18 protein-coding genes are annotated in these 18,006 nt (G+C 70.7%); 8 read left to right on the top strand and 10 right to left on the bottom strand.

Annotated elements, in window-relative coordinates; translation table 11 throughout:
• Positions 1-85 precede the first annotated feature (85 nt).
• Entirely contained in the window at positions 86-259 is a 174-nt protein-coding gene (locus KSF81_RS01265) for a hypothetical protein (protein WP_217377389.1), read from the bottom strand.
• On the bottom strand, positions 256-1,641 hold the full coding sequence (argH, locus tag KSF81_RS01260) for an argininosuccinate lyase (protein WP_217381515.1): 1,386 nt from the start codon (positions 1,639-1,641) through the stop codon (positions 256-258). Before argH ends, KSF81_RS01265 begins: the two co-directional genes overlap by 4 nt.
• Here argH and KSF81_RS01255 point away from each other — a divergent pair.
• Entirely contained in the window at positions 1,640-2,236 is a 597-nt protein-coding gene (locus KSF81_RS01255; protein ID WP_217377388.1) for a TlpA disulfide reductase family protein, read from the top strand. The genes argH and KSF81_RS01255 overlap by 2 nt on opposite strands.
• Positions 2,237-2,252: 16 nt before the next feature.
• Here the strand turns inward: KSF81_RS01255 and KSF81_RS01250 are convergent, their stop codons facing one another.
• The 6 genes from KSF81_RS01250 to KSF81_RS01225 all read right to left on the bottom strand — a co-directional run bounded on the left by KSF81_RS01250 (position 2,253) and on the right by KSF81_RS01225 (position 8,557).
• The gene (locus tag KSF81_RS01250) at positions 2,253-2,975 is read right to left on the bottom strand and encodes a hypothetical protein (protein WP_217377387.1); all 723 of its coding nucleotides are present in this window, start codon (positions 2,973-2,975) and stop codon (positions 2,253-2,255) included.
• A 5-nt stretch (positions 2,976-2,980) separates the two neighbouring features.
• On the bottom strand, positions 2,981-4,066 hold the full coding sequence (locus tag KSF81_RS01245) for a malate/lactate/ureidoglycolate dehydrogenase (RefSeq protein WP_217377386.1): 1,086 nt from the start codon (positions 4,064-4,066) through the stop codon (positions 2,981-2,983).
• 111 nt (positions 4,067-4,177) lie between these two features.
• Complete coding sequence (locus KSF81_RS01240) at positions 4,178-5,278, bottom strand: ABC transporter ATP-binding protein (RefSeq protein ID WP_217377385.1); 1,101 nt, start codon at positions 5,276-5,278, stop codon at positions 4,178-4,180.
• A 13-nt stretch (positions 5,279-5,291) separates the two neighbouring features.
• Positions 5,292-6,194, bottom strand: a complete 903-nt coding sequence (locus KSF81_RS01235; protein WP_217377384.1) for a carbohydrate ABC transporter permease — start codon at positions 6,192-6,194, stop codon at positions 5,292-5,294.
• Complete coding sequence (locus KSF81_RS01230; protein WP_217377383.1) at positions 6,191-7,126, bottom strand: carbohydrate ABC transporter permease; 936 nt, start codon at positions 7,124-7,126, stop codon at positions 6,191-6,193. Before KSF81_RS01230 ends, KSF81_RS01235 begins: the two co-directional genes overlap by 4 nt.
• A gap of 90 nt (positions 7,127-7,216) precedes the next feature.
• A complete protein-coding gene (locus tag KSF81_RS01225; protein ID WP_254453303.1) occupies positions 7,217-8,557 on the bottom strand; it encodes an ABC transporter substrate-binding protein in 1,341 nt (446 codons plus the stop codon).
• Between the two features lie 232 nt (positions 8,558-8,789).
• On the opposite strand from KSF81_RS01225, the gene KSF81_RS01220 reads away from it, so the two are divergent.
• The 6 genes from KSF81_RS01220 to KSF81_RS01195 all read left to right on the top strand — a co-directional run bounded on the left by KSF81_RS01220 (position 8,790) and on the right by KSF81_RS01195 (position 14,851).
• Positions 8,790-10,154 carry a YsnF/AvaK domain-containing protein gene (locus KSF81_RS01220; RefSeq protein ID WP_217377381.1) on the top strand — a complete coding sequence of 455 codons (1,365 nt, stop codon included), beginning with the start codon at positions 8,790-8,792 and terminating at the stop codon, positions 10,152-10,154.
• A gap of 97 nt (positions 10,155-10,251) precedes the next feature.
• Entirely contained in the window at positions 10,252-10,956 is a 705-nt protein-coding gene (locus KSF81_RS01215; protein WP_217377380.1) for an ABC transporter permease, read from the top strand.
• A gap of 23 nt (positions 10,957-10,979) precedes the next feature.
• Positions 10,980-11,738, top strand: a complete 759-nt coding sequence (locus KSF81_RS01210; RefSeq protein ID WP_217377379.1) for an ATP-binding cassette domain-containing protein — start codon at positions 10,980-10,982, stop codon at positions 11,736-11,738.
• A 377-nt stretch (positions 11,739-12,115) separates the two neighbouring features.
• Positions 12,116-13,237, top strand: coding sequence for an FAD-binding oxidoreductase (locus KSF81_RS01205; protein ID WP_217377378.1), 1,122 nt, complete (start codon positions 12,116-12,118; stop codon positions 13,235-13,237).
• Positions 13,234-14,217: a threonine/serine dehydratase gene (locus tag KSF81_RS01200; RefSeq protein WP_217377377.1), complete on the top strand. Its 984-nt coding sequence runs from the start codon at positions 13,234-13,236 to the stop codon at positions 14,215-14,217. The genes KSF81_RS01205 and KSF81_RS01200 overlap by 4 nt, the downstream gene beginning before the upstream one ends.
• Before the next feature lie 10 nt (positions 14,218-14,227).
• Positions 14,228-14,851, top strand: a complete 624-nt coding sequence (locus tag KSF81_RS01195) for a DUF1345 domain-containing protein (protein ID WP_217377376.1) — start codon at positions 14,228-14,230, stop codon at positions 14,849-14,851.
• Between the two features lie 46 nt (positions 14,852-14,897).
• Here KSF81_RS01195 and KSF81_RS01190 read toward each other — a convergent pair whose 3' ends face one another.
• The gene (locus tag KSF81_RS01190; protein WP_217377375.1) at positions 14,898-15,095 is read right to left on the bottom strand and encodes a hypothetical protein; all 198 of its coding nucleotides are present in this window, start codon (positions 15,093-15,095) and stop codon (positions 14,898-14,900) included.
• Between the two features lie 33 nt (positions 15,096-15,128).
• The gene (aceA, locus tag KSF81_RS01185) at positions 15,129-16,463 is read right to left on the bottom strand and encodes an isocitrate lyase (RefSeq protein ID WP_217377374.1); all 1,335 of its coding nucleotides are present in this window, start codon (positions 16,461-16,463) and stop codon (positions 15,129-15,131) included.
• Between the two features lie 140 nt (positions 16,464-16,603).
• On the opposite strand from aceA, the gene KSF81_RS01180 reads away from it, so the two are divergent.
• Positions 16,604-18,004 carry a short-chain fatty acyl-CoA regulator family protein gene (locus tag KSF81_RS01180; RefSeq protein ID WP_217377373.1) on the top strand — a complete coding sequence of 467 codons (1,401 nt, stop codon included), beginning with the start codon at positions 16,604-16,606 and terminating at the stop codon, positions 18,002-18,004.
• Positions 18,005-18,006 lie beyond the last annotated feature (2 nt).

The raw sequence follows: 18,006 nt of genomic DNA, 5'->3' as shown, positions 1-18,006 counted from the left end.
GGCTCCCTGTGCCTGCCGGCTTGGCTGCCGGCTGTAAGCGCAAGGGTGGCATGAAGTGCAGGGGCGATGCCAATGCCCCGCCGGATCACCGTGCCGCGGGCGGCGGCGCGGCGGGCGGCAGGGGATCGGGCGCCGGATAGGCGCGGGGATAGGTGATCGCCTCCGGCGGCCCCGGCCGGCGCGGCGGCCCGGCCCGGCCGCAGGCCACCAGCGGCGCCAGCAGGGCGAGCGCCAGCAGCGCCGGCAGGGCGCGCCTCATGCCAGGCGCTCCCGCCATTCGGCGGCCATGCGCCGCACATTCTCCGGCGCCGTGCCGCCATAGCTGGTGCGCGACGCCACCGAGGCCTCCACCGTCAGCACGCCGAAGACCGCCTGGGTGATGCGCGGCTCCACCGCCTGCATCTTGGCCAGCGGCAGCCCGGCCAGGTCGCAGCCGCGGGCCTCGGCCGCCGCCACCAGCCGGCCGGTGACATGGTGCGCGTCGCGGAAGGGCATCCGCAACTCGCGCACCAGCCAGTCCGCCAGGTCGGTCGCGGTGGAGAAGCCGGCACCGGCCGCTGCCTTCAGCCGTGCGGCGTCCGGTCGCATGTCGCGCACCATGCCGGCCATGGCGGCGAGGCAGAGGGTCAGGCTCTCGGCGGCATCGAAGACGCCCTCCTTGTCCTCCTGCATGTCCTTGAAATAGGTGAGCGCCAGGCCCTTCATCACGGTGAGCAGCCCGACCAGCGCGCCATTCATCCGCCCGGTCTTGCCGCGCACCAGTTCGGCGGCATCGGGGTTGCGCTTCTGCGGCATGATGCTGCTGCCGGTGGTGAAGGCATCGGAGAGTTTCACGAAGCCGAAATAGGGATTGGTCCAGATCACCACCTCCTCGGCGAAACGCGAGAGATGCGTGCCGCACATGGCGCAGGCGAAGAGGAACTCGGCGGCGAAATCGCGCGACGCCACGCTGTCCAGGCTGTTCCGCGTCGGCCCCGCGAAACCCAGCGCCTGCGCGGTCCTGTGGCGGTCGATCGGGAAGCCGGTGCCGGCCAGGGCGGCGGCGCCGAGCGGGCTCTCGTTCAGCCGCGCCCGGCAATCCAGCAGGCGGCCGCGGTCGCGCGACAGCATCTCGACATAGGCCAGCAGATGGTGGCCGAAGGTCACGGGCTGGGCCGGCTGGAGATGCGTGAAACCTGGCATCACCGTGTCGGCATGCTCCTCGGCGCGGGCCACCAGGGCGCGCATCACGTCCTCGACCTGGCCGGTGAGGCCATCGATCGCGTCGCGCACCCAGAGCCTGAGGTCCAGCGCCACCTGGTCGTTGCGGCTGCGGCCGGTATGCAGGCGCTTGCCGGCCTCGCCGATGCCCTCGGTCAGCCGCGCCTCGATATTCATGTGGATGTCTTCGAGGCCCTCGTCCCAGGGGAATTCACCTGCCTCGATGCGCGCGGCGATGCTGTCGAGGCCGGATTTGATCGCGGCCTCGTCCTCAGCCGAGATGATCCCCACATGGCGCAGCATGGCGGCATGGGCGAGGCTGCCCTGGATATCCTGCCGCCAGAGCTTGCGGTCGAAGCCGATCGAGGCATTGATCGCCCGCATGATGGCCGAGGGCCCCTCGGTGAAACGGCCGCCCCATTGGAGGTTCCTGGACACGATGCTTCCGCTTTCTCTGCTGCCTGGTTCGCGCCGGGGCCTGCTGGCAAGGGGCTTGGCCCTGGCGGCGGCCGGGACCCTACAGGCGGGGCTCGACGCCGGGCAAGCGCGCGCCGCCTCGCCGGGCCGGCTGGTGGAAAGCCCGCCGCGCCCGGTGCCCGATCTCGCCTTCACCGATGCCGAGGGCAAGCCGCATGGCCTGGCGGATTTCGCCGGCCGCGGCCTGGTCATCAACCTCTGGGCCACCTGGTGCCCGCCCTGCGTCGCCGAAATGCCGGCGCTCGACCGCGCCCAGGCGGCGTTGGCGGCGGAGGGCGTGGTGGTGCTGGCGCTTTCCTCGGACCGCGGCGGCAAGGCGCAGGTGGAGCCCTTCTATCGGGAGCGGGGTATCCGGCATCTCGGCCTCTGGCTCGACCCCAGGGGGGCGGCGCAGCGGGCGCTGGGGGTGCGGGGCCTGCCCACCAGCCTCATCCTCGACCGCGAGGGGCGCGAGCGGGCACGGCTGGAAGGCGCGGCGGAATGGGACAAGCCGGAGATGCTGGCTGCCATCCGGCGGCTGGTGGGGCCGGGCGCCGTGCCGGAGCAGGAGCGCACCTGATCCCCGCCACCCGGCTTCAGCCTGGGCTTCGTCCCGGCACGGGCCCTACCAGGCCGCGGTCGATCGCTGCGCGATAGACCAGCGCCGCAAAGCCCGGGGTCCGCGGCAGGCTGCCGAGGCGGAGCCGCGCCGCCGGTTCCTCCAGCAGCCGCGCCACCGCCAGCGCATCATCCGCCGCCGGATGCCGGGGCACCACCGGGCCACGCCCCGGCGGGGTGCCGAGCAGCAGGCGTTCCAGCACCGCCGCATCCACCGGCACCACGGCGCCGCAGGTCATGGCGAGATCCGGCTCAGGCCAGGCGATCCGGGCGCCGACCAGGGTGCCGGGCGGCCGGGCGCCGAGATGGCTGTCCCAGAGTTGCAGCGGCGCGGCCTCCGGGAAGGTCGCGGCCGCCACGCCGCCCTCGGGATGCGGGCCGTGCAGGCGGAACAGACCGAATTCGGCAGCCTGCAAGGCCGCCAGCATCCGCGCCTCCTCGCCCTCCGGTGGCGGCGGCGCGGCCTTGGCCTGGCGGTCGATGCCGCGGCCATGGCCGCCCAGCGGGTCGAGCACGCCAAGGTCGAAGACCAGGGCAAGCTGCAACTCGTCCCCCGGCGCCACCTGCTTGCCATCCCAGAGCGAGAGCGCGCGCGCCTGCTGCGCCAGGCTGGCCAGCGGGATGCGCTGCGCGGCGGCGGTGAGGATGCGCCCGCGCAGCGCCGCGTAACGGCGGTAGCGGAGCGCGGCGGGCTCCGCCATTGGGCTCAGTTCGGCACCCGCACGCCGAGCCGGCGCGCGCATTGCACGATGGAGGCCCAGGTATCCGGCTGCAGCGGCACGCCCTTGGCCAGGCGCTCCGCCCGCAGCCGCGCCTCGGGCTCGCCAGGGGCCAGCACCTCGCCGCCGGGCTTGCTCGGCCGGCAGGACTTCACCCAGGCGACGTAGTCCTCGGCGGTCTGCCGGAATCCGGCCTCGGTGCCGAAATGCCGGGGCGAGATGAAGATCGAGAGCATGCCATTGGCGATCCGCCCGCGCGCATTCACCGGGCCGGAGCAACCGCCGCCGGTGAAGGCGCCGGCCAGGATCTCGCACATGAAGGCGAGGCCGCTGCCCTTGTGCTCGCCGAAGGCGCGGATGGCGCCAAGCCCATTGGCCGGGCTGCGCGGCCCCACCTGCTCATAGGGGCCATAAAGGGTATGCGGGTCGCCGGAGAGGGTGCCATCCGGCTCGATCAGCGCATCCGCCGGCAGCGGCTTGCCGCCATTGGAGGCGACCAGCACCTTGCCCTCCGCGACATGCGAGGTGGCGAAGTCCAGCACGACAGGCGGGCTGGTCGGCACGCCGACCGAGAAGGGCGCGGTGGAGAAGCGGCGCTCAGTGCCGCCGAAGGGCGCCACCAGCACGCTGCCGGCGACATTGACGAAATGGATGGAGATGAGGCCGGCGGCGAGCGCCTGTTCCGAATAGGCGCCGACCCGGCCGATATGCCCGGCATTGCGCAGCGCGATGATGGCGGTGCCATGCTGCTGTGCCCGCTCGATGCCGAGCGCCGTCGCCTGCGGCGCCACGGTCTGGCCGAAGCCGTAATGCCCGTCCAGCACGGCGAAGGCGCCGCCATCGGTGACGACCTCGGCCTGCTGCCCGGCCACCACATAGCCGGCCTGCTGCCATTCGACATAGCGCGGCACCCGCACCACGCCATGGCTGTCGTGCCCGGCGAGGTTGGCGCCGAGCAGATGGTGGGCGATCCGCCCGGCCTCGGCCGCGTCGCAGCCGGAGGCCTGGAAGATCTTGCCGATGAGGGCTTCGAGGGTATCGGCGCCGATCAGCACCGGGGCGTTGGTGTCCATCCGCGCAATCTAGACTGCGATCGTCCGGGGTGGAAACACCGAGGGCGTGAATCGCTGTCCCTGATCCAGGGCAGGTTCGCGGCAAGGGACCATCCCCCTGCCGCGCGCCGGCTACAGCACCCGGCCGGAGTCCGGGTCGATCAGGTGCATCTGGTTGAGATCGACGGCGAGGGTCATCTTCCGGCCCGGCTCGGCCGGCACGGCGGGGTCGAGCTTGGCGCAGATCTCGGCGCCCTGGATCCAGAAATGGATCAGGGTTTCCATCCCCATCGGCTCCACCACTTCGGGGGCGGCCTCGAATGTGGCGATGTTCTGCTTCCCGGTGGCCTTCACCTCGGTGAGATGTTCCGGGCGGATGCCGAGCAGCAGATCGCGGCCGACATAGGGGGTGTAGCGCTGGGTGCGCTCCGGCGGCACCGGCAGGGCGATGTTGTCGGGCAGGGCCAGACGCAGCGCGCCGGAGCCCTGCTCCAGCCGCGCCGGGATGAAGTTCATCGCCGGGCTGCCGATGAAGCCGGCGACGAAGCGGGTGGTGGGGTGGTGGTAGAGGTCCTGCGGCGGGCCCACCTGCTCGATCACGCCATGGTTCATCACCACCACGCGGTCCGCGAGCGTCATCGCCTCCACCTGGTCATGGGTGACATAGACGGTGGTGGTGCGGACGGTCTGGTGCACCTTCTTGATCTCGGTGCGCATCTGCACGCGCAGCTTGGCATCGAGGTTGGACAGCGGCTCGTCGAAGAGGAAGACCTTGGGGTCGCGCACGATGGCGCGGCCCATCGCCACCCGCTGCCGCTGCCCGCCGGACAGCGCCTTGGGCTTGCGGTCCAGCAGGTTGCCGATATCGAGGATGCGGGCGGCATTCTCGACCCGGCGGCGGATCTCGTCCTTGGGGAATTTCCGCAGGGTGAGGCCGAAGCCCATGTTCTCGTAGACGCTCATATGCGGATAGAGCGCGTAGTTCTGGAACACCATGGCGATGTCGCGGTCCCGAGGCGGGATGTCGTTCACCACCCGGCCGCCGATCGCGATGTCGCCGGCGGTGATCTCCTCCAGCCCCGCGATCATCCGCAAGGTGGTGGACTTGCCGCAGCCGGAGGGGCCGACGAGCACCACGAATTCATGGTCCTCGATCTCCAGGTCGACGCCCTTCACCGCCTGCACGCCGCCTTCGTATTCCTTGACGATCTTCCGCAGCGAAACCTGCGCCATCCTGGAAGCCCCCTCAGCCTTTCGTTGCGCCGGCGGTGAGGCCGGCGATGTAGTAGTCCATCAGGAAGGCATAGACGAGCAGCGGCGGCAGCGCCGCCATCAGCGCGCCGGCCATGATCATGCCCCACTGGAAGGTGTCGCCGCGGATCAGGTCGGAGATGATGCCGACGGTCAGCACCATCTGGTCCGAGCTCACCAGGAAGGCGAGTGGATAGAGGAACTGCGCCCAGGACACGGTGAAGGCGAAGATCGTCGCCGCCAGGATGCCGGGCAGCGCCACGGGAATGAAGATCTTCCACAGCATCTGGAAATGGTTGGCGCCATCGATCAGCGCCGCCTCGTCCAGTTCCTTCGGGATGGAGCTGAAATAGCCGATCATGATCCAGGTGCAGAAGGGCACCGTGAGCGTCGGATAGAGCAGCACCATGGCCCAGAGGTTGTTGTACATCCCGAGGCCGCCGATGGTCTGGAACAGCGGGATGAAGAGCAGCGTCTCCGGCACCAGGTAGGTGAGGAAGACGCCGGTGGCGAGCGCCGTGCTGCCCCAGAATCGCATGCGCGCCAGCGCGAAGGCGGCGAAGGTCGAGATCACCATGGTGATCGCCACGACGCAGACCGTCACCATGACCGAGTTGACGAAATGCGTCAGGTAGCTGCCCTGGCTCAGCAGCGCCCAGTAATTCTCCAGCGTCGGGCGGCTGACGATCCAGGGATTGCCGGAAAGGTCGGCGATCTCCGCGCTGCTCTTCAGGCTGGTCATCAGCATGTGGAAGGGCGGCGTCAGGAAGAACACCACGAAGACCGCCAGCGCGATATAGGCGCCGATCAGCGCCCGGCGGCGTTCCCGCCTGAGGCTGCCGGCCTTGTGGTAGATCGGCGCGGAATCGGCCGGTTGCGCTACGGTGGCGCCGCTCATCCGGCCATCTCCTTGGAACGGCGGCTGACGCCGCGCAGGATGAAGATCGCGAAGACCGCGAGCATCGGGAACATGAAGAGCGACACCGCCGCGCCGAGCGGAATGTCGCCCGACTGGATGCCCACCTGGAAGGCATAGGTGCCGAAGACATGCGTGCTGTCCTGCGGTCCGCCATTGGTGAGGATGCGGACGATGTCGAAATTGGCGAAGGTGACGATCAGGCTGAACAGGACGGTGATGGAGATGATGTTGCGCATCATCGGCAGGGTCACGTAGCGCAGCTTCTGCAGCCCCGTGGCGCCATCGATCGCCGAAGCCTCATAGAGCTGGTCCGGCACGGATTTCAGCGCCGCCAGGTACATGATCATGAAGAAGGGCGCGCCATACCAGACATTCACCAGGATCACGGCGAACCGCGCCCAATTGGCCTCGCCGAGCCAGGGCACCGGCCCCGCGCCGATGCCGGCCAGTGCCCAATTGAAGGCCGAATAGGAAGGATCGAACAACCACCACCAGGCGAGCGTCGAGATCGCCGGCGGGATCACCCAGGGCACCAGCAGCATGCCGCGCCATTTGCGCTGGCCCTTGTCCGGCAGGGCATGCAGCACATGCGCCAGGACGAAGCCGATGATCGCCTTCGCCACTACCGCGCCCACCGCGAAGATCACGCTCTGCCAGATCACCATCTGGAAGGTTTCGCGGCCCAGCAGGAAGGTGAAATTGTCGATGCCGACGAATTTCGTCATGCGCTTGTTCAGCATGGACAGATAGAGCGCATAGAAGAACGGGTAGATCACCAGGCTGCCGATCAGCGCGATCAGCGGCAGGGTCATCAGGAAGGCCAGCGTGGATCGCCGTCGTGCCAGCCGTTGCAGCGTGCCCGCCCGCGGCGGTGCAATCGCGGCCGGAATCCCGGGGGGCAGCGACGACATTACCGTCGGCCATGTTTCCTCCTTGCCCGTGCTACGCCATGCAGTGCCGGCGGCGGGGCCCTTCCCCGGGCCCGCCGCCGGCGCCCCTGCTCAGCGATTGAAGCCTTCCACCTCACGCTCGGCCCAGGCCAGCACGCGATCCACGGGTTCCTTGTTCTGCACCATGCGGGCGATCATCTTCGCCTGGATGCCCTGGGTGTACATCTGCACCGCGACCTCGGGCGGCGCCGGGGCGAAGGCGATGGAAGGCTCCGCCTTGTGGTGCGGCTTGACCGGGTAGTTGAACACCGTCCCGCGCGGCGGCCCGACCGTGGACCAGGTATCGAGGTCGGTCAGCGTGTCGAAGGCCGGGATGTCGTAGCCGTCGGTTGCGGCGACCAGCTTCTCCACCTGCTCCCGCTGCGACAGGTGTTCCAGCAATGCCTTGGCCGCCGGCTTGGCGCGGCTGAAGTTCCAGATGCCCCAAAAGAAGGGCAGGTGCGGCGTGTAGTGACCGGCCGGGCCCATGGGGCTCGGGAAGTGCCAGACCTGCTCCGCCACCTGCGGCGCGTCGCGCTTGGCCACCGCATAGGCCGAGGGCGGGTTGAAGATCAGCGCCGAACGGTTGGCGATCAGCGCCCGGTTGTTGGTGGCGTCATCCGCCGCGAACATCTCGCCCGGGATGTGCTGGAACAGCCGCGCGGCATAGTCCAGCGCCTGCTTGACCTTGTCGTTGCTGCGGATGGTGATGTCGCCCTTGGCGTTCACCAGTTCCGCACCGTAGGAGCGGAACATGGCGCCGATCCAGTCGGTGGCATCGCTGAAGGTGCCGGCCGGCAGGGCGAAGGGCATGCCCGCCGCGTTGCATTTCTGCGCCGCGGTGAGGAAGGTTTCCCAGGTCCACTGGTCGGCGCCGGGGCCGAGCCGCGTCTCGGCCGGATACATTGCCTGCACATCGATGCCGGCATGCTGCTTCATCAGGTCGATGCGCGCTGCCGAGCCCTTGTTCTGGCTGCCGGAACTCGCCGGCACCGCCATCCACTTGCCTCCGACCTTGCCGAGATATTCGGAGACAGGATTGACCTTGCCGTATTTCTGGACCAGCCGGCCCATGACATCGTCCACCGGCTCCAGCATCCGCTGGTGGTCCTGCACGAGCCAGGTAGAGAAGGCCAGGATGTCGTGGCCCTGGCGGGCCTGCGCCTCGGCCGCGGTGGTCAGCAGCAGCTTGTTGCCGACCGAGGTGATGAAGTCGATCTGAACCTCGACCCGGTTCTTCTTCGACCAGTCATCGACAATCGCGCGCATCGCCTCGTTGCCGGCCGGCACCCAATGGTCCCAGAAGCCGACTGCCAGCCGCCCGCCCGAGGTCTGGCCATGCACGTTCACCAGCGGCAGCGCGCTTGCCGCCGCTCCCGCAACGCCAGCACGCAATGCATCGCGCCGGGTCATGCCCTTTAACGTCATTCGTCACCCTCCCATGGTCCGGCGGTATCGTCCGCGCGGCCGACCATTCCGGTCTTGAAGCCCTGTGGCAGAGCATAGGCACGCCGTCCCGCGGGTGACAACCACAACGGACCGCCCGCAATGGATACATCCCGCACAGATGATGATGCGCTGCCGGCTGGAACACCGGAGCGGGTCCGGCCGTTGGGGCTGGGTCGGTGGAAAAGGGGTCGGCGGAATGGAAGGGGAGCCGGCCGAGACCATCATCCCGCTGCTCGAGGAGCATCTGCGGGTCGGCAAGCGGGTCCGGGAAACCGGCCGTCTCCGCGTCTCGGTCACCACCGGGACCGAAGCCCGGCTGGTCGAGGAGACGCTGCGGAGCCGCCTGGTGGATATCGAGCGCGTGCCGATCGGCCGCACGGTGGCCGAGGCCCCGCCGGTCCGGGAGGAGGGCGACACCCTCGTCATCCCGGTGCTGGAGGAGGTCCTGGTCGTCGAGCGCCGCCTGGTGCTGCGGGAGGAGGTCCGGCTGCGGCTGCGGGTGGAGGAACGGCAGCATGCGGAGCCGGTCACCCTTCGCCGTCAGCAGGCCGTGATCGAGCGGCTGCCCCCGATGCCGGACGCCCCAACACCAACAACCACAGGGAAGGCAGGAAACATGCGAACCATCACAGGACTTTTCGACTCCCGCCCCGAGGCGGAACGGGCGGTCGAGATGCTCGTCCAGCAATGCGGCATCGACCGCGACAATGTGCAGGTCTATGCCGCGGGCAGCGAGAACGTCACCGCCGGCACCATGGAACCGCGGAGCGAGGATCATCACGGCTTCCTCGCCTCGCTCCGCGACCTGTTCCTGCCGGACGAGGACCGCGCCACCTATGCCGAGGGCGTGCGGCGGGGCGGCATCATGGTCGCCGCCCAGGTTCCGGATGAGCGGCTGGACGAGGCCATGGAGGCCTTCGAGCGCAGCGGCGCCGTCGACCTCGATACCCGCGAGCAGGAATGGCGGCAGCAGGGCTGGACCGGCGCCAGCTACGACACCTATGGCGGCGACGCGGTGCTCGGCTCCTCCTCGGACGGCACCCGCACCGGCGTCTCGGCCACGACCACGGGTAGCGCCACGGCGGCTGCAAGGCCGGCCGGCGCCAGCACTGGCAGCGCCACCACCGGGACGATCGCCGCGAAAACCGCCAGGACCGGTGGCGAGGAGGTGATCCCGCTGGTCGAGGAACGGCTGCGGGTCGGCAAGCGCGAGGTTGCGAGTGGCCGCGTCCGGGTCCGCACCTATGTGGTCGAGACCCCGGTGCAGGAGCAGGTGACGCTGCGCGAGGAGCATGTGGAGGTGGAGCGCCGCCCGGTGGACCGGCCGCTGACCGATGCCGATCGCGTGGATTTCAAGGACCGCACCATAGAGGCCACCGAGACCTCCGAGGAGGCGGTCATCGGCAAGGAGGCCAGGGTCCGCGAGGAGGTGGTGGTCCGCAAGGAAGCCGGGGAGCGCACCCAGACCGTCTCCGACACGGTCCGCCGCACCGAGGTGGAGGTGGATGACGACCGCAAGCGCGCGGCCGGCACGACGCCGCCGCGCAACCCCGAGCGGTAGCCGGACCGCCCTCCCCACCACCTTCCCCCGTGCGCCCCGCCCCATGGCGGGGCGCCTTGTTTGACCCGCGGCGCAGGCCCCGCCACCCTGCGCCACCATGGATGACCTTGGTGCCGCCCTTACCGCCGCGTTCGGCCTGCTGACCGAACTCGACCCCAGGTTGCTGGGCATCGTGGCCCTGTCGCTGGAGGTGAGCCTGACCGCGGTGCTGCTGGCGGCGTTGGTCGGGCTGCCGCTCGGCGCGCTGCTGGCGGTGGCGCGGTTCCCCGGGCGCGGCGCCGCCATCGCCGCCTGCAATGCGCTGATGGGCCTGCCGCCGGTCGTTGCCGGGCTGGTGCTCTATCTGCTGCTCAGCCGCAGCGGACCGCTCGGCGGGCTGGGCCTGTTGTTCACGCCGGCCGCCATGGTGCTGGCCCAGGCGGTGCTGGTCGCGCCCATCCTCACGGCACTCTCCGCCCAGGCGATGGAAACGCTCTGGGAGGATCTTTCCGAATTGCTCCGCAGCTTCGGTATCGGCCCCGCCACGGCCATGCGCACCCTGTTGTGGGAGGGCCGCTTCGCCCTGCCGACGGTGCTGCTGGCCGGCTTCGGCCGGGCGGCGGCGGAGGTCGGTGCGGTGATGATCGTGGGTGGCAATATCGAGGGCTATACCCGCGTCATGACCACCGCCATCGCGCTCGAAACCAGCAAGGGCGACCTGCCGCTGGCGCTGGCGCTCGGTCTGGTGCTGCTGGCGGTGGTGCTGGCGGTGAACGGGCTGGCCCAGGCGCTGCGCGGCGCAGCGGCGCGGGCGGAGGGGTGAGCGCCAGGCGGATGCAGGACGGGATGCGGGGTGCCCCTGGGGGCGGGGCGCCGGGCGCCGCCGGCTCCTCGCTGCCGCTGCGCCTGTCGGAGCTGCGCTATGCCGCCGGCGGGGTGGAAATCATCCGCGGCATCACCCTGGCGATCGAGGCTGGCCCGCCGACCCTGCTGGTCGGCCCCAATGGCGCCGGCAAGAGCGTGCTGCTGCGGCTGATGCATGGGCTGCTGCGGCCCGGCGGCGGCACGCTCCGCTGGGCCGGGGGCGCCGGCGAGGCCTCAAGGGACGCACCAAGGGACGTCATGGTCTTCCAGCGGCCGGTGATGCTGCGCCGCTCCGTGCTCGCCAATGCCGCCTACCCGTTGCGGTTGCGTGGCCTGCGCCGGGGCGAGGCGCGGGCGCGGGCGGAGCAGGCGCTGGCGCGGGTCGGCCTGGGCGGGTTCGCCGCCCGCCCGGCCCGGCGCCTCTCGGGCGGCGAGCAGCAGCGGCTGGCCCTGGCCCGCGCCTGGGCCCTGGCGCCGGAGGTGCTGTTCCTGGATGAGCCCACCGCCAATCTCGACCCCGCCGCGACCCGTGCGGTGGAGGCCATCGTCGCCGCCATCGCGGAGGGCGGCACCAAGGTGGTGATGACCAGCCATGACCTCGGCCAGGCGCGGCGGCTGGCCGGGGATATCGTCTTCCTGCATCACGGGCGGGTGCTGGAACGTGCCGCGGCGCCGGCCTTCTTCGCCGGCCCCGCCACGCCCGAAGCGGCGGCCTTCCTGCGCGGCGACCTGCTGTGGTGATGCGGCAACACGAAAAGGGATGAAACAGAGCGTGATGCCGAACGCGTCGCGGCCAGGGCATCAGGAAAGGAATTATCCTTGCACCCCGGCTTCGCTCCGCATAGATTGTGCGGCGCAGCATTCCGGTGATTGCCGGATCGCTGCATTCTTGGACGTTTCCTCCCTAAACTCGGCGGCGCCTCACGGTGCCGCCCTTTTTTTGCCGTCCACGGGAGGGGTTGCGGCGGGCCGTAATATGTCACCCTCCCTCCGGGCCCGTCAATGCGACTTTTTATTACGTCCGCGGGCTGGTTTCCTCTCTTGATTCTTTCGCCGGTGGTGTGGCGCCGGCTCCCTGGCGCTTGCCGGCGCCCCGGGGCCGGTGAAGACTCCGCCGCATGGACACGCAGAACACCGAGATCATCGTCATCGGCGCGGGCATGGCCGGCGCCACCACCGCCGCGCATCTTGCCGCCACCCGCCGCGTCGCCCTGCTGGAGGCGGAGGAGAGCGCGGGCTACCACGCCACCGGCCGCTCCGCCGCCATCTGGATCCGCAATTACGGCAGCCCGGACGCGCGCATCCTCACCGCCGCCTCCCGCGACTTCTTCGAGGCGCCGCCGCCGGGCTTCACCGAGACGCCCCTCGCCCGGCCCCGCGCGGTGATCCATCTGGCGCCACCCGGCCAGGTGCCGCATCTGGAGGCGATGCTGGCCGGCGCCACCGACATGCAGCCCATCGCGATCGAGGCGGTGCGGCGCCTAGTGCCGGTGCTGCGGCCCGGCTACGCGGCCATGGCGGCGATCGAGCCGGACTGCTTCGATATCGAGGTGGCGGCGCTGCACCAGGGCTTCCTGAAGCTGGCGCGCGCCCGCGGCGGGGTGCTGGCGCTGCGCCACCGGGCCGGGCGGATCTGGCGGCAGGACGGGCTCTGGCATGCCGAAGCCGGCAGCGGCGCCCGTTTTGCCGCGCCCCACTTGGTCAATGCCGCCGGCGCCTGGGGCGACGAGGTGGCCGATCTGGCCGGGGTGCGGCGGCTCGGCCTGCAACCCATGCGCCGCACCGCCTGCATCATCGACCCCGGCCCGCATGACTGCGCCGACTGGCCGCTGCTCGGCGATGCGGACCACACCTGGTACGTGCGGCCGGAAGCGCGGCGGAAGCTGCTGCTCTCGCCCGCCGACGAGACCCCGAGCCCCCCCTGCGACGCCCAGCCGGATGAGCTGGACGTGGCGGTGGCGGTGGACCGCATGGCCCAGGCGCTCGACATTCCGGTGAGCCGGATCGAACATCGCTGGGCCGGACTGCGCAGCTTCACCCCGGATCGCGGGTTGGCGATCGGCGAGAGCGAGGCACCCGGCTTCTTCTGGATGGTCGGCCAGGGCGGCTATGGCATCCAGACCGCGCCGGCCGCCGGGCGGCTGCTGGCGGCGCTGGTGGATGGGCGCGCCCCGGATGCGGATCTGGCGGCCGCCGTGCCGCTCACCGACCCGCGGCGCTTTGCTGGAGAGAGGCGATGAACGGCGTTCCGGGTTTCGCGGAGATCGAGGCGGCGGCGGCGCGGCTGCGCGGCAGGATCCTCCGCACGCCGATGCTGCGGCACCCCCTGCTGGACGAGATCGCCGGCGGCACCGTGCTGGTGAAGCCGGAGCCCCTGCAGAAGACCGGCAGCTTCAAGCTGCGCGGCGCCACCAATGCGGCGATGCTGCTGCCGCCGGCCGCCCGCCGCGCCGGGGTGGTGACGCATTCCAGCGGCAACCACGGCCAGGCGGTGGCGGCGGCGGCGCATATGCTCGGCATGCCGGCGCTGATCGCGATGCCGACGGATGCGCCCCGCATCAAGCGGGAGGCGACGCGCCGCTGGGGCGCCGAGATCCATGAATTCGACCGCCACACCACGGACCGCGAGGCCCTGGCTGAACGCCTCGCGCAGGAGCGCGGCGCGACCGTGCTGCCGCCCTTCGACCACCCGGACGTCATCGCCGGCCAGGGCACCCTGGCGATGGAACTGGCCGAGGATGCCAAGGCCGCCGGCCTCACCCTGGATGCGCTGGCCGTCTGCACCGGCGGTGGCGGGCTGACCGCCGGCTGCGCCCTGGCCCTGGAGGTGCTGGCTCCCGCGGCGGAGGTCTGGGCGGTGGAGCCGGAGGGCTGGGACGATACCCGCCGCAGCCTGGAAGCCGGGCAGCGCATCGCCAATGACGGCAGCGGCGACGGGCTCTGCGACTCGCTGCTCTCGCGCCAGCCGGGGGCGCTCACCTTCAGCATCAACCATCCGCGCCTGGCCGGCGGGGTGGCGGTGACGGAGGCGGAGATCTTCGCCGCCATGCGCTTCGCCTTCGAGCATCTGAAGCTGGTGGCCGAGCCCGGCGGCGCGGTGGCGCTGGCCGCGGTGCTGGCGGGCAAGGTGGAGGCGCGCGGCCGCACGGTGGGCGTGGTCATCAGCGGCGGCAACGTGGACCCGGCGGTCTTCGCCCGGGCGCTGGCCGCGCCAGGGTGAGGCCTGGCGGGTGAGGCTTGCCCTGCGGCACCACCCGCTGCTGTGGCGGGCGGCGCTGCTGGCCCTGGCGGTGGCCGCCGCGGCTTGGCTGCTCGGCCAGCCGCCGCCCTCCGCGACCCTGGAGGGCTGGTGCGCCGGCGCCGTGCTCTGGCTCGTGCTGACGGTGCGGACCATGCTGGCGGCGACACCGGCGGCGCTGCGGCGGCGGGCCGAGGAGGTGGACGAGGGCAAATGGGGTGTGCTGGCCGCGTCGGTCGCGGCGGTGCTGGCTTCGCTGCTCGCGGTGGCCTGGCACCTCGTGGCGGCGGGGCGGCCGGCGCCCTTCGGCACCATGGCGCTGAGCCTCGGCACCATCCTGGTGTCGTGGCTTTTCCTGCATGTCCTCTTCGCCACGCATTACGCGCATGAATACTGGATCGACGGCAAGGGCATCGACTTCCCCGGCGGAGGGCAGCCGGACTTCATCGAATTCCTCTATTTCGCCTTCACCGTCGGCATGACCTTCCAGGTTTCCGACGCGACGACGAGCGAGCCGGCGATGCGGCGCCTGGTGCTGCTGCACGGCGCCGTCGCCTTCCTGTTCAATGCGGTGATCCTGGCCGCCGCGGTGAACCTGGCGGCGACCCTGGCGTGATGGGGTGCCACCCCCTTCCCGGATGGGAAGGAGGTGGCCGCCAACGCTACCGCGGCCCCCGGTTGCCCTCGGCGGAGGCCCAGCCATGGGCATGGACCAGCCCGTCATCGAAAGCCTCGGCCTTGTCCGGGTTGGTGGTCGCCAGGTCCGGGCCGCGCGGCGGGTTGGGCGCGGTATGGGTCGGCGGCTCGGTGGCCCAGGAATGGCCGTGCACCAGGCCGTCATCATAGCGGTCGTCGTTCATCGCTCGATCTCCTGCCAGGGGTTGCTGCGGTGGCTACTTCGCCGGCACCGGGGTGCGGCTTTCCTCGTCGTGGAACTGCGCCGCCTCGGTGCTGTGGGCGAGGGCGGTGGTGCTGGAATGGCCGCCGCTGGCCGCGGTGGCGACGGCATCGAAATAGCCGACGCCGACTTCGCGCTGGTGGCGGGTGGCGGTGTAGCCCTCGGGCTCGGCGGCGAATTCGGCCTGCTGCAACTCGCTATAGGCCGCCATGCCGCGCTCTGCGTAGCCGCGGGCCAGCTTGAACATCGAGTAGTTCAGGCTGTGGAAGCCGGCGAGGGTGATGAACTGGAACTTGTAGCCCATGGCGCCCAGCTCGCGCTGGAAGCGCTCGGCCTCGGCCTCGCCCATCTTGCGCTTCCAGTTGAAGCTCGGGCTGCAGTTGTAGGCCAGCATCTTGCCGGGGAATTCGCGGTGGATCGCCTCGGCGAAGTCGCGCGCGTCCTGCAGGTCGGGCTCGGAGGTCTCCCACCACAGCAGGTCGGCATAGGGCGCATAGGCCAGGCTGCGGGCGATGGCATATTGCTTGCCCACCCCCGGCCGGATGCGGAAGAAGCCTTCCGGTGTGCGCTCATTGCCGATGAAGGGGCGGTCGCGCTCATCGAGGTCGGCGGTGAGGAGCTGCGCGCTCTCGGCATCGGTGCGGCAGAGCAGCACGGTGGGCACGCCCTCCACATCGGCGGCGAGGCGGGCGGCATTGAGCGTGCGGATATGCTGGCTGATCGGCACCAGCACCTTGCCGCCGAGATGGCCGCACTTCTTCTCGGAAGCGAGCTGGTCCTCGAAATGCACGCCCGCGGCGCCGGCCTCGATCATGGCGCGCATCAGCTCATAGGCATTGAGCGCGCCGCCGAAACCGGCCTCGGCATCCGCGATCACCGGCGCCATCCAGTGGGTCTGGTCGCCCTGGCCCTCCATGGTGGCGATCTGGTCGGCGCGGCGCAGCGAGGCGTTGATGCGCCGGATCACCTTCGGCACGGAATCGACGGGGTAGAGCGACTGGTCCGGATACATCTCGCCCGCGGAATCCGCATCCGCCGCCACCTGCCAGCCGGAGAGGTAGATGGCCTTCAGCCCGGCCTTCACCTGCTGCAACGCCTGGTTGCCGGTGAGGGCGCCGAGCGTCGGCACGAAGGGCTCGGTCTTCAGCAATTGCCAGAGGCGGCGGGCGCCCATCTCGGCCAGGGTATGCCTGATGCGGAAGCTGCCGGCGAGCCGGGCGACCTCGGCCGGGCTGTAGTCGCGGCGGATGCCATCGAAACGGCCGGGCTCGGCGGGCTCGCCACCGAAATTACCATCGGGGGCATGGGTGGCGGCGGTGATGGGTCGCATCGGGCTCTCCTGCGTTGCAAACTGCTCGGGTCAATAATTCACATTGCACCGCCGAAGTTCATCCGCTTTCAGTGCTGCGCTGCGGTAAGGACGTGGCTGACTTCACAGACAAGCCCTGCAATCCGTAAAGGACGTAAAGCATGGCACGGGCGCTCATCGGCCGGACGGTCCGCCGGCTCCGGCAGGAAAAGGGGATGGCGCAGCAGGCGCTGGCCGCCCGACTCGGCATCTCGGCCAGCTACCTGAACCTGATCGAGCACGACCAGCGTTCCGTCACCGCCACCCTGCTCATCAAGCTCACCGAGGCCTTGCAGGTCGACCTCGCCGCGCTCTCCGGCCTGCGCGAGAAGGCGCTGGAGACCGGGCTGCGCGAGGTGCTCGCCGACCCCCTGCTCGGCCTGGAGACGGTGCCGGAGGAGGAGGTGGCGCAATTGGCCGGCACCGCGCCCAATGCGGCGCGCGCCATGCTGGCGCTCTACCGCGCCTGGCGTGTGGCGCGGGAGGACAGCGGTGGCATCGCGCTGCCCACCGGCCGCCGCATCCTGCTGCCCACCGAGGAGGCGCGCGACTTCTTCCACGACCGCGCCAACCACTTTGCCGAATTGGAGGCGGCGGCCGAGCAGATCGCCCGCGAGCTCGGCGTGGCGCCGGCCGAGATGAACCATGCCGTGGCGCAGCGGCTGCGGCAGAAGCACGGGCTGGTGGTGACGGTCATGGCGCTGCCCGGGGCGCTGCGCCGCTACGACCCCGCCGGGCGACGGCTCGACCTCTCGGAGAGCCTGCCGCGCGAGAGCCGCGGCTTCCACTTGGCCTTCCAGCTCATGCTGCTCGAAGCCGGGGAGGCGGTGGCGGCGGCGATGGCGGGGTTCGAGCCCTCCTCGCCCGAGGCCGCGGCGCTGATCCGCATCGGGCTGCTGAACTATGCCGCCGGCTCACTGCTGATGCCCTATGCCCCCTTCCTGGCCGCGGCGCGGGAATTGCGGCATGAGGTGGAGGCGCTGGCCGCCCGCTTCGGCGTGAGCTTCGAGCAGGCCTGCCACCGGCTGGCGACGCTGCAACGGGAAGGCGCGCGCGGCGTGCCCTTCTTCTTCCTGCGCGTCGACCCGGCGGGGAATGTGGACAAGCGCTTCTCCGCCGCCGGCTTTCCCTTCGCCCGCTTCGGCGGCTCCTGCCCGAAATGGATCGTGCACCAGGCCTTCGCCACGCCGGACCAGCAGCGCGTGCAACTCGCGCAATTGCCGGATGGCGGCACCTTCCTCTGCTTCGCCCGCACCGTGCAGGGCCCGGCGCCGCGCTGGGGGGAGCCGCCGCCGGTGCATGTGGTGGCGATGGGCTGCGACGTCTCCCGCGCGCCGGAGGTGGTCTATGGCGACGGGCTGGACCTGGAGCGCGCCGTGGTCGGCATCGGCCTCTCCTGCCGGCTCTGCGACCGGCTGGATTGCCGCAGCCGCGCCTTCCCGCCGCTGGAGCACCGCCTGGCGCTGGACCCGATGGTGGAGGGGGCGGCGCCCTACCGGTTCGAGCCGCCGAAGCCGCGATAGGC

Origin of the sequence: Siccirubricoccus sp. G192 (assembly GCF_019084075.1) — a bacterium.
Lineage (GTDB): Bacteria > Pseudomonadota > Alphaproteobacteria > Acetobacterales > Acetobacteraceae > G192.
This window is presented reverse-complemented; position numbering and strand designations above follow the sequence as displayed.